Source organism: Paenibacillus sp. NPDC058174 (genome assembly GCF_042883865.1).
GTDB lineage: Bacteria > Bacillota > Bacilli > Paenibacillales > Paenibacillaceae > Pristimantibacillus.
Map to the genome: position 1 here is coordinate 81,419 of NZ_JBHVUY010000011.1, position 11,132 is coordinate 92,550.

General features: G+C 44.0%; 11 protein-coding genes. 10 read left to right on the forward strand and 1 reads right to left on the reverse strand.

Annotated elements, in window-relative coordinates:
- Positions 1 to 11 precede the first annotated feature (11 nt).
- From ACFVVF_RS27640 to ACFVVF_RS27685, 10 genes are all read left to right on the forward strand, one after another.
- Positions 12 to 206 (forward strand): Flp1 family type IVb pilin, encoded by a 195-nt coding sequence (locus ACFVVF_RS27640; protein ID WP_387816297.1) that lies wholly within the window; start codon positions 12 to 14, stop codon positions 204 to 206.
- Positions 178 to 891, forward strand: a complete 714-nt coding sequence (locus ACFVVF_RS27645) for a TadE family protein (protein WP_387816299.1) — start codon at positions 178 to 180, stop codon at positions 889 to 891. The genes ACFVVF_RS27640 and ACFVVF_RS27645 overlap by 29 nt, the downstream gene beginning before the upstream one ends.
- 29 nt (positions 892 to 920) lie before the next feature.
- Positions 921 to 3,167: a hypothetical protein gene (locus ACFVVF_RS27650; RefSeq protein WP_387816301.1), complete on the forward strand. Its 2,247-nt coding sequence runs from the start codon at positions 921 to 923 to the stop codon at positions 3,165 to 3,167.
- Positions 3,133 to 4,098, forward strand: coding sequence for a TadE/TadG family type IV pilus assembly protein (locus ACFVVF_RS27655; RefSeq protein WP_387816303.1), 966 nt, complete (start codon positions 3,133 to 3,135; stop codon positions 4,096 to 4,098). Before ACFVVF_RS27650 ends, ACFVVF_RS27655 begins: the two co-directional genes overlap by 35 nt.
- 3 nt (positions 4,099 to 4,101) lie before the next feature.
- Entirely contained in the window at positions 4,102 to 4,617 is a 516-nt protein-coding gene (locus tag ACFVVF_RS27660; RefSeq protein ID WP_387816304.1) for an A24 family peptidase, read from the forward strand.
- Positions 4,618 to 4,629: 12 nt separating this feature from the next.
- A complete protein-coding gene (locus tag ACFVVF_RS27665; RefSeq protein WP_387816306.1) occupies positions 4,630 to 6,243 on the forward strand; it encodes a DUF6382 domain-containing protein in 1,614 nt (537 codons plus the stop codon).
- Between the two features lie 204 nt (positions 6,244 to 6,447).
- Entirely contained in the window at positions 6,448 to 7,329 is an 882-nt protein-coding gene (locus ACFVVF_RS27670) for a hypothetical protein (protein WP_387816308.1), read from the forward strand.
- A gap of 44 nt (positions 7,330 to 7,373) precedes the next feature.
- A complete protein-coding gene (locus tag ACFVVF_RS27675) occupies positions 7,374 to 8,246 on the forward strand; it encodes a hypothetical protein (protein ID WP_387816310.1) in 873 nt (290 codons plus the stop codon).
- 72 nt (positions 8,247 to 8,318) lie between these two features.
- Positions 8,319 to 9,755, forward strand: a complete 1,437-nt coding sequence (locus ACFVVF_RS27680; RefSeq protein WP_387816312.1) for a S8 family peptidase — start codon at positions 8,319 to 8,321, stop codon at positions 9,753 to 9,755.
- Positions 9,756 to 9,757: 2 nt separating this feature from the next.
- Positions 9,758 to 10,258 (forward strand): hypothetical protein, encoded by a 501-nt coding sequence (locus ACFVVF_RS27685; RefSeq protein ID WP_387816314.1) that lies wholly within the window; start codon positions 9,758 to 9,760, stop codon positions 10,256 to 10,258.
- A gap of 106 nt (positions 10,259 to 10,364) precedes the next feature.
- Here the strand turns inward: ACFVVF_RS27685 and ACFVVF_RS27690 are convergent.
- Positions 10,365 to 11,132, reverse strand: a 768-nt coding sequence (locus ACFVVF_RS27690) for a transposase (protein WP_387816315.1), incomplete at its 5' end; no start/stop codon positions are given.

An 11,132-nucleotide genomic window follows, 5' to 3' on the forward strand; every position in this document is an offset into this window, starting at 1 on the left:
GAAGATAGAAGATGAAGATGATGAAAAAAGCAGCGGGGGCTATGCGTTCCTTTTGGAGATCGGAGAGCGGTCTGGGCACGCTCGAAATTATTTTGATTATCGCTGTCGTTATCATTATTGCGCTGCTGTTTAAGGACTGGATCATCGGATTGATCGAGAACCTGATGGGGAAAGCCGATGAGCAAGCGGACCAAATTTTCAGCTAGATTCCGTTGGCTTCAGCAGCTGCGCGGTGAGCAGGGAAGCTTCACACTGGAGTCCGCCATCGTATTTCCGGTTTTGCTTATGATGGTTTTAATTTTCATTCTGTTCGCCGTCTATCTGTATCAGCAGACCATTGTCTATTATACGGCGTCAGTTACGGCTGAGCGGACAGCCTATAGCTGGGATAATAGCAGCCGGAATACCCGCAGCGGCATAGTGGAAGGCGATGCCTATGACGGGTTGTATTGGAGAGCAGCTGAGGATCAGGCGCTGCAGTCATTGTTCGGGCTGTCTGCTGGATCAGATCCTGATGAAGTCATGCTGGAGCTGCCGACAACAGGGGAACGGGAAGACATGGGATTGGCCGCCCGGAAGCTGGCGGGAGGCTCCGCTTGGCTTGGGGAAGGGAAACTGGCACGGTTTCAGGGGGCGATTGCCTACGAACGGGGATTATTGAAGCGAGAGGTACAAGTGAGTCTCAAGCAGCCAGTCTCGCTTGCACCGCTGGAAAGGATGCTGGGACGCACGGAGCCAAGAGCTATTGCCAATGCGAGCATCGTCGATCCGGTTGAGTTTATTCGAACCGTTGATTTGGTACGTTACTACACGGAAAAGTTTAAATCGGCTTGGGGAGGCGCCGAGAAAGATGGTGCAGCCAAAACATTGGGCAAATATAGCGGCAATTGAATGAATCGGGCGGGAGAGGAGGAGCGACTTTGCGGTTAGATATAAAGGCTAGAAAATTGTTCTTCCGAACGGATGGTGCGGTTACCGTGCTGTCGGCGATGATGATGTCCTCGCTGCTGTTGTTTTCAGGCGTGCTGATCGATTATGCGAGAATGGCGGCACTGCACAAGGCAGCTGAGGATGCGGCAAGGGCCGGCGCGCGTTCGGTGCTGTCTGCCTATGACGGTGAATTGTACGGAAGGTACGGTCTGTTTGGGCGCGGCGGTACGGAAAGCGATTCAATCTATGAGCTTGTTGCCAAAGCGAATCTGGAACGCAAAGCGAAGGCTTCAGCGCCGGCTATACGTCTCGTTCAACCGGAGCTTGTGTCGGCACATGCCAATGCTTCCGACTTTCTTGGCACTCATCGTATTTTCAAGAGGCAGGTAATGGAAGAGATGAAATATAAGGCGCCTGTCGACTTTACGATAGAACTGGCCGCAAAGTTCGCTCCAATGGCGGGCCCCCTTAAAGAGGCATCGATCACAGTCGATTTGCTGGAGAGATTGAGAAAGCTCTACGAGCAGCGTGAAGTTCTGCTTCAAAAGGTGCTGGAATTACAGCGGAAAGCCGTGCGCAGTGTTGAAGAGAGCGATTTGAAAAAACGCCTTCCCGAGGAAGGCTCGCGATCAATAGGAGCGAATACGGCGCAGCAGCTTGCCGCAGAGCATGCCCAGTATGCGGAATGGGTCAGAATTGATGAGGCGCTGGCAGAAGCGGGCAAGGCACGCAAATTCACGAGGGAGATAGAAGATTATGTGCGGCGGGCAAGAGAGCTTGTCCGGCAGCTTGACAGCATCAGGCTGGAAGAGGGGAAAGAGCATGATGCGCTTATGGCGTCAGGGACAGAATGGCTGGAGCAAGCCAAGGCAGTTAACGGGCAAATGAAGCAAGTGGCTGAAGAGGTTGAACGGCAGACTAAAGATGACGGGTATGACCGAGTAGCGGGGCAAGACATACCTGGAACCGACACAAGCCATGACTCTGCGGGGACAGAGCAGGAAATAAAAGATGTACAGCAATCGGCTGGAGATTTGGTGCTTCAGGATGATTTTTTCGCCGAATATCAATCGGAGCTGGCTAGTCATGCCGTCGTATATGAACGACTGGATGCTTCGATCGAAAGATTTACCACGACTTTGTCAGCAGCGGTGCTTGCGCCCGAATCGGACGCTGGCAGTCAATTGATTGCCGGTGCCAATAGGCTGATTGCAGATTATGGCCGTTACAGCAGCGAATATATGGGAAGCGGTTCGATCGTGGGGCGGAGACAGCAGAGGTCGAATGACGATCTGAAGCAGAAGCGAAAGGAACAGGAGAAGAAGGCTGACTCGCTCTGGCGGCAGGCCCGCGCGATGCTGGAGGGGATGAAGTCGCTGCCGGAGGAGGACGAGCATAAGGCGCAATTTCAACAGGTGAAGCAGCGGTACGAAGCTAATCTGCTGTTTAACCAGCATGAGGCCAGCGGGGATGAGGCAGACGGGACAATAGGAGGGGAGCCGTCCAATGATGCGCATGATCAAGCAGAGTCTTCCATTTCTTTGATGGGCGGGCTGTTTGGCGGCATGGCCGATACGCTGGAGAAGACGAGAGATTCCGTCTATGCAGGGGAGTATGTGATTTCAAGATTTTCCGCTTTCCAGCCGCAGCACTTGAAGTCGATGATTGCAGACGGGGATACGGAGTCTTTAAAGCAATCGCTCGCTTTGCAAAATCAGGAGGCGGAATATATTTTATACGGTTTCTATCAGCCTGCCGCGAACGTAGCTGCGGCTTACGGTGAACTCTTCGGAGCAAGGATGGCGATTCGAACGATGGAAGGGCTGGTGCAGTGCAGGTCAGCTGGCCATCCGCTGCTTATTCTCTCTTGTTCTTTAATTTACGGCTTGGAAAAAACGATGGAAGACTTCGTAGATTTCTCGAATCGAGGGGCTGCGCCGCTGTCGAAGTACGCCAAGGTTGATATTTCGTACACTGATTATTTACGGCTGTTTATGCTTATGCATGGCGGAGCGGATCGCCCTTCGAGGCTTTCCCGGATGATCGCCATTATCGAGCAGAATCGCGGAATCACGCTCTCGTATGTGCCTACAGCTGTAACTGGCGAAGTACAGGCAACGGCAGATCTATGGTTTTTGCCAGGGGCATATAAAATGATTGGCGGCTTTGGATTACTGCAAGGAAAGGTTGTCGACGGCCGGTATGAAACGACGCAAACGATGGGCTGGTCTTATTAGTCTAGGAAGCAGGGAAGGCGAGCGGGGCAGTATCGTTGTGGAAGCGGCGCTTGTAATGCCGATTTTATTAATTGTGCTGCTTGTGTTTATCGTGCTTGTCCGGTTAAACGCAACACAGATGGCGCTTCAGTCTGCGGCGTCGCAGACGGCAAGGCAAATGGCGGCTCATATTTATCCTGTAGATTTGGCTTATCAGCAAGTGGAACATAAGCTGCCGGAGTTTACTCCAGTCAATGCGAACTTATCGGATTGGGGGCAAATAGCTGTCAAAGCGGCGGAGTGGCTTCCTGATCCTGCCGGAGCTGCTGCTGCGGCCGTCATTCAGGGAGATTGGCAGCCTTTAATCGATACGGCGGCTACGGAATTAGGAAGAGCAGCCATAGAGCCGATGCTGCAGCATTATGCAGACGAAGCTGTTATTAATAAGGAGCGGGTCAAGCTTTCGCGTCTAGGCTTGCCGGATTTGAAGCATAAGCAGGAGCCTTACCTGACAATAGAAGCCGAGTATGATTTTCCGATGAAGATCCCCTTTACAGGAAAGAAAATACGGCTGCGGGAGCAGGCATCGGAGCGGGTATGGGTGGAGGATGCAGTGCCGGCTGTGGATGGAGGCAGTGATGGCGAGGCTGACGTCATACCTGTGCAGATCATTTCCATCGAGCCTGCGCCCCTTCGTCCAGGGCATAAGGCGACTGTTGTTGCCCTCACTAAACCTGGGGCTAGTGTATCGCTGGAAGTCCAATACAAAAGCGGGAAAAGCACCGCCAAGCATCTTGGGGAAGCGACAGCTGACGCTAATGGCTACGTGCAGTGGACTTGGCATGTGTCGGGGAATACGACTCCAGGCATCTGGGAGCTGACAGCAACGTCGGCCTCAGGAGAGAAAGCGTCCAGACATTTCAGTGTAGAAAAGAAACCGAAAGGGGGATAATCATTGCCCATTCCGATAACCATTCCATTTGCGGCTGCAGCTATGCTGCTGGCTGCAGCACTGTATACCGATGTTCGTTCCATGCTGATACCGAATCGGCTGACCCTGTCTTTTTTTGCAGCAGCTATCGTTTACCGCTTGATTGATGGAGGCTGGCATGGATTGCTGCAAGGCGCTTTAGGTGCTGCAGCAGGCTTTGTTCCGTTGCTGCTTCTATATGCTGCCAAAGGTATAGGTGCCGGTGATGTAAAGCTGTTCGGGGCTTTAGGCGCATGGATTGGCGTGCCAACTGTGCTCTATGCGCTTATGTACGCTATTTTGTATGCCGGAGCTATCGGGCTGATTATTGTTCTGTTGCAGCAGCCTATGGCTAAAAGAATGATTTCTGCCGCTCTAACGTTTTTGCTGCAAGGGGGAAGACTTCACCGAGGGCAGTGGACGGCATGGGCTGAAGGCGGGAGAAGCTTCCCGTTTATGCTTGCGGCAGTGCCGGGCGCGATTACGGCATTTTTGAATTAAGGGGGGAAACGAATGGCTGCATTTAAAATCGATTTCTCCATGAACCGGGGACATGAGATGATTATTGAACGGGAGCCTGTCATCCGCCGGGAGGAACTGGATGAAATTGAGCTTCAAATGCTGATGAACAGCAAAATTCCGGGCATGCTGCCGATGAACTGGTCGGATATGGATGGCATCATTACCTTTCGCTACGATTTGTCAGGGCGAAAGATGCTGTCCCATCGCCTGCAAATGCAGCGTCTGTCGATGGAACAGTTTTATACACTTTTGCTCGCGGTTGTGGAGACGCTTGGAGAATGCAGCCATTATATGCTTAGACCGGAAGGCTGCATGCTCGGGGATCAGTACATATTCATTGGCGAGCAATTGAACGATATTGGCATTGCCTATTTGCCGCTTCAGGATTCTTCGGCTGCCGGTCCTATGAGGAATGGCGGTTCTTCGGGGCATGGGGATCTCTTGGCTCTCATCGTCCGTTGGACTTCCTTTGTCGGGCAGCTTGAAGGAGAAGGGCTGCAGCGGCTCCTTCAATTTTTCAATGATAAACGCTGGCCCCTTGCCGAGCTTCGTGCTGCACTGCTGGAATTGTTAAGCGAGTCGGATCTTATTGGGCAGTCTTCTCCGGTCAAGGAAATAGCAGCGAGGACATCCTCTATAGGCAGCTTGCGAGAAAGAGATGAGGATAGCGAGTATACGGATTGGCGCGCAAGGAGCGAAGACGTATGGAACAAGCATATTCAACTCGAGATGGAGCCTTCCGGCAGCTTAAATGATGCTAGAGGCATGGAAAGCGCTGCTACAATTAGCAAAAGATCCCCGGCAGCGTTTGCGGAGGAACTAATAGAAGAAACAGAAGAATCGGCTCATGCAGGTTCGGTCAAGAAAAAGTGGGTTGTCTCAGCTGTTGTTCTCGTTGCGGTCGCTTTCGTCTGGCGATTTCTGTACCTGCCAGCTCAATCGAAAAACAGTCTCTATATCAGCCTTGGCTTAACATTAATTGGAGCTGCTATTGTTGTGATGATATGGCTAAGGAGTCCAGCCTTATCTATGTTGTCCGAGGATGGAGGGGAGGATGAGTTTATTCCGGAATCCGGCCCGCTGGTTCATTCCTGGTCCAAGAAGGCTGCCTCTGAACCAGTGGCTCCTTGGAATACGGGCAGACAGCCTCATTCTTCTCCCTCACCGAAAATAGCGGAGCCAAGTAGTGAGACTCGGTATACGGATGCAGCAGTTGATTCTCCCCAAACGGCAGCTAAGGCGGAAGCGACTGTATTGCTGGGGAGTTCTCAGCCGCAGCATGATGGAAGCCTCAGACTTTTCCGGGAGTGGGAAGGGAAGAGAGAGTGGCTCGATTGGAAGGGAGATCGGTTTACTGTTGGCAGAGCTGGAGAACAGGTAGATTACGAAGATGCTGCCGTCGGCATATCTCGGCTCCATCTCGAAATTGAGCGCAAGAACGGAGTCTGTCAAGTTAAGGATCTGGGTTCGCGCAACGGAAGTCTATTAAACGGCCAGTCGATGATTGCATACAAGGTGTATCCGCTAGAGCCGGGAGACGGAATTCAGCTGGCAGGGGCAAATGGCCCAGTGTATGGTTTAGTTCCTTATAGAGTAAATGATTAAGATACAGTATGCAGAAGATATTAGAGTTTTTTTGCTAAAAATTCAATATTTATAAATTAAAAATAGTATATCCTATTTTTTAATTAAATAAATAATGACCGCATATTTAGTTGCGGCATACCGCAATCTTGTTTGCGTTGTTTTGGAAAAGATTATATTTTATACTAATATTGACCGGTCTAAAAAAGTAAAATGGAGGACAAAATGAAAAGAAAAACTAAAAATATTATCGGTAGTTTTGCAACGGCGATGTTACTTTTATCAGTAATTAGTTCTTCAACAGTTTCTGCAAAAGATAATAACGTAGAGGCTAACTTAGTTACTCAAGGTATTGAGTTTAAGATGTTAGATAGAAGCAAATTACCTACACCTATCTTAACTAGTGAACAAGAAAAAAGAGAACACCTTGATAACCTCTCAAGACAAGCGCATGAGATTTGGTTGAAAGAGAAAGACATGACTGCTGTTAATGATTTTTATAGAGAGAATAATTGTATTGTACTTACTCCTGATAAAAATGAAGCATTAGGGGAAGTAGCTAGCACAAATAGTGATGTATCTATGCCGTTACCTAGCGTTGTTTACGAAATGTATTCAGGACATTATATTATTAATGCTTCAATGCAATGGAATAAAACTGGAACAACTCCAAAATGGTATTCTGATCACATTGCTGGAGGAGCTGGGGATGCTGAAGTTGTAGGGATTGGGATTGGAAACGGTAAGGAAACAGCATTCAAAAATAAAGGATATCTCTTGTTTATTGAAGATAAGAATGATAGTACAGATTCAATTAATGTTGCAATGGATTGGGGAAATAGTGGGGTAATTTGGCGTCCGCAAGATGCTTTCAGTGGAAGCACCACTTTAGGTACTGCAAATTATAACATTGATGGTTACTTTGGTAGTTTATACGTTGAATACGTAGGGGGGAATACACAGCCACTGAAAATTTACCATACTTACGCTCATACTTGGAAAACAACAGGTATTAGTGGGTTTTCATTTGAAACAACTGGAATTAGTATTAGTTTGAGTAATAATACTTATGGTTGGAAAACTATTTCTGGTCCAAAGTATTGGTGATTTGTTCAGAACAAAGAAAATATATAGTAGGGGATGTTTAGTGAATGAGAAAAAGTAGTTTAGTTTTACTTACAAGTGCAATTATTGGTTTATTATTAGTATCTGGGTTTAATCGTCCGGCAACTGCAGCAAATTCTGTTACACCACAATATATTACGGGAACAGATTTCAAAATGTTAGATACAACTAAATTACCAAGTCCTGTTATCACAGATGAAAAAGAGACTAAAATCTATCTGGATAAATTAGTAACGGAGGCATATGAAGTATGGCTTAAGGAAAAGGACGTCGCAGCAGTTAATGATTTTTACAGAGAGAACAATTGTATTGTGCTTACTCCTGAGAAAGCTGAAGTATATGGAGAAGTATCAAGTAATAATACTGATGTTACTATGGGAACTCCAACTGTTGTTTATGAAATGTATAGTGGGAACTATATTATAAGTGCAACAATGCAATGGAATAAATCAGGAAGTACTCCTAAATGGATGAATGATTTTACTGGCGGTGCAGGTGATGCAGAAGTTGTTGGTCTAAGTTTAGGAAATGGAGCTAGCTCATCATTCACGAATAAAGGATATCTAATGTTTACAGAAGACAAGAATGATGTAAATACAGGTACTATAACGAATGCGCAAGATTGGGACAACAGCGGAGTTATCTTTAGGCCACAAGATGTATTTTTAAGTGATATTAACGGACAAAATAAAAATTATAATATTGATGGTTATTATATATCTCTGTATGTGAAATATAATGGTCCTGCAGTTGGTGTCCCTATTTTTAGTCAATACGGACATTCTTGGACTAAAACTGCAATTGGTTCATGGGGGTTCTCTACCGGAGGTGTCTCTATATCTTATGTAGATTCTAATTATGCTTGGAAAGCAAGTTCCGGTCCAAAGTATTTTAATTAATGTCATATAAGAAATCATCTTCATACCATTACAGGGTATGAAGATGATTTCCATAAGGAGTTACAAGTTTATATGAGAATTAAGTTTATCTATTTATTTTTGCTGGTAGTAATAATTATTTCTCTTTTTAGATTAGATAGTATAAATATATATGTAAATAAATACCCGTCTATTGCGGTAATAGATACTGGATTAGATATAAAAGGAATTAATTATAGTAAATTGGTTAAAAATCCATTTAACGCAATTATAAATGAGTATGATAATATTGAGGATAATAATGGACACGGAACGTTGATATCAAACATACTTTATGATTTAACAGATGGAAAAATACAGCTTATTCCTATAAAAGCTTTTGATAATAACGGATTTTCTCAAGAAAAAAATATAAATAATGCTTTAAAATATGCAATTCAACATGATATTGAAATTATACTCATGAGTTCTTCTTTTCCATATTTAAGCGAGAATATTCATGACAAAATACTAGATGCATATAATAAGGGGATAATTATTATAAGTGCAACAGGGAATGGGAATACTGAAGTGGGGTATCCAGCAAGATTCCCGGAAGTTATTGGCGTTGGTGCCTCTAAAAATAATAATTATGTCGAATATTCAAACTACGGAATGGGATTGGATTTTTTAGTGCCTGGTGAATATCATAATGAAGAAGGTACTTCTATATCTGCTGCTAGACTAGCGGCAATAATATCTCAAATATTATATCTTAATTCAGATGAAAAAATTGATAGTAAAAATATTAAAATTCATTTAATATCACAATTAGTTAAGAAGAATAAAATTGTTTGGAATGAAATGGTTGGATTTGGAGATTTAACAGAGTATTCAATTAAAAACAATGGAAATTATTTTAATAATATAAATGATATACCTTTGAATACATTTACACCAGTAAATATTGATAAATATTCCGAATTCAATTTCAAACTCCCCTTAGATGGGCAAATTGAACTGTACTCAACAAATGAAGTTATTATTAATAACGCACAAATTTTTAGTGATCAAAAGAAACTAATAAATAAAGGTGTATTTCCGCTAATAACCAATTTAGAGGAAGGAGAATATACCTTAAAGTTGTTTAGTAACAATAGTGCGGTTAAAACTATTTCACAATTATTAATACGGTTTAAGTTAGTAAATGATGAGTATGAACCTAATGATTACATAGCAAATTCAACAAAGATAAAAAGAAGTAAACAGATAATGGGGACGTTTCACAGCATAGATGATAAAGACTATTATGAGTTTTCAGTTGATGTGGCCAAAAAAATAGATTTAATTATTAATCCAATATGGGGAAATAGTGATCTAATAGTCACTTTATTTAATAAGAAAAATGATCTTGTAGTCCGCATTGATGATAAAGGTATTAATCAAGCAGAGCGCATAAAGATTAAGTTGAAAGAAGGAAATTATTTTTTACTAGTTGAGAATGGTTTGAAATCTAGTGACAGTGCATATAAAATTACTGGGAGTTGGTAATATTGAAACTAAAAATGTTAGTTATATTGTTACTTATTTTAAGTTTAGTAGCTTGCTCAAGTAAGTCGAATACGATCGAAGAAGCAATGATTAAGGCAAATATGGAATATAGTAAAATAAATTATATAAAGGAGTTACCAATTGATAAAAGAGCTTTAGTATTTTATGAAAATAAAGAGTTAATCGGTGTTGGTTTATTGAAAAAAGTAAATAAAGGGTGGGAGTGGGTGATTGGCAGTTCTACTTCAGATGATAGTAAAGCTGAAATACAATGGGCTTACAGTTATGTAGATGAAAGTTTTCCTTTAGTGTATGGTTACATTAGAAATGATGAAATAAGTAAGATTACACTTGAATTTAGAGTGAAAAAATATGATACCAATTTGATTAAAGTAGATAATAAAACACTATTTTATGCTCTTTTAGATGAACCTCAGAATCCGCCAATTACAATCAGAGGTTATAATAATAAAGAAGAGGAAGTATATAATTCTGACAATTAAGAAGGTTATGAAAGAGGCCGTCCCAAAAGTAGGTACGCTCACTTGACTAGTCAGTTCACTGAATGAAAATTTATGTAAAAAATAGAGAAAAAGCGATGCGGGACGATTATCCCTGCATCGCTTTTTCTGCTTTCCGGTCGATTGCCGCTTTCTTGAGCAGATTGTGGGCGAGCGAAAGCCACCCGACCTCTAGGCTCACTTTCGGGAGACCTCGAAGCAGAAAACGCCGGAATCCCCGGTTGTTTTTCATTTGCCCAAACACACTCTCCGGTTCAATCATTCGTCGAACCGACAGGGCATGTCCTTCCTCGCTTTTGAGTTTTTCACGGGCTTGCTGCTTGTAGCGCAGATACTGGATACTTACGCTGATTTCACGCGGCCCTTGCGCCTTCGTACATCTTTCTTTGAGCGGACAACCTTCGCAGCTTTCACTTTGGTAATGTCTATTTCTTATTTCATAGCCGCTTTCCGTCGTTTTTTTTCTTTCATAATGAAACAGCAGTTGGCGACCCGCTGCACAAGTCCACTTATCCTCCGCTTCGTCATACTGCCAATTATCCAACTTGCTGATATCTTGCTGCCACTTCTTCGATTTTTCCTTGTGGTACGTGCTGTACTTCACTAATGCATCTAACTGTTCACTTTCTAGGAACGCATAATTTTCTTCTCCGCCATATCCGGCATCCGCGATTACCGTTTTCGGCAACCTACCAAGAGCGGCCTTGACCTTCTCCAGATGCGGCTTCAGGCAACGTGTGTCAGTCGGGCGTTGATGCAAGCTGTAGCCAATAACGAACTGATTTTCCGTTCCAATCTGCACATTGTAGCCAGGCTTGAGCTGACCATTTTTCATATGATCTTCTTTCATTCGCAT

Excerpts from the sequence above, each read along its gene's own strand:
- ACFVVF_RS27640 (WP_387816297.1), top strand. The coding sequence starts at position 12 with ATGAAGATGATGAAAAAAGCAGCGGGGGCTATGCGTTCCTTTTGGAGA.
- ACFVVF_RS27645 (WP_387816299.1), top strand. The coding sequence starts at position 178 with ATGAGCAAGCGGACCAAATTTTCAGCTAGATTCCGTTGGCTTCAGCAG.
- ACFVVF_RS27655 (WP_387816303.1), top strand. The coding sequence starts at position 3,133 with ATGAAACGACGCAAACGATGGGCTGGTCTTATTAGTCTAGGAAGCAGG.
- ACFVVF_RS27665 (WP_387816306.1), top strand. The coding sequence starts at position 4,630 with ATGGCTGCATTTAAAATCGATTTCTCCATGAACCGGGGACATGAGATG.
- ACFVVF_RS27670 (WP_387816308.1), top strand. The coding sequence starts at position 6,448 with ATGAAAAGAAAAACTAAAAATATTATCGGTAGTTTTGCAACGGCGATG.
- ACFVVF_RS27675 (WP_387816310.1), top strand. The coding sequence starts at position 7,374 with ATGAGAAAAAGTAGTTTAGTTTTACTTACAAGTGCAATTATTGGTTTA.
- ACFVVF_RS27680 (WP_387816312.1), top strand. The coding sequence starts at position 8,319 with ATGAGAATTAAGTTTATCTATTTATTTTTGCTGGTAGTAATAATTATT.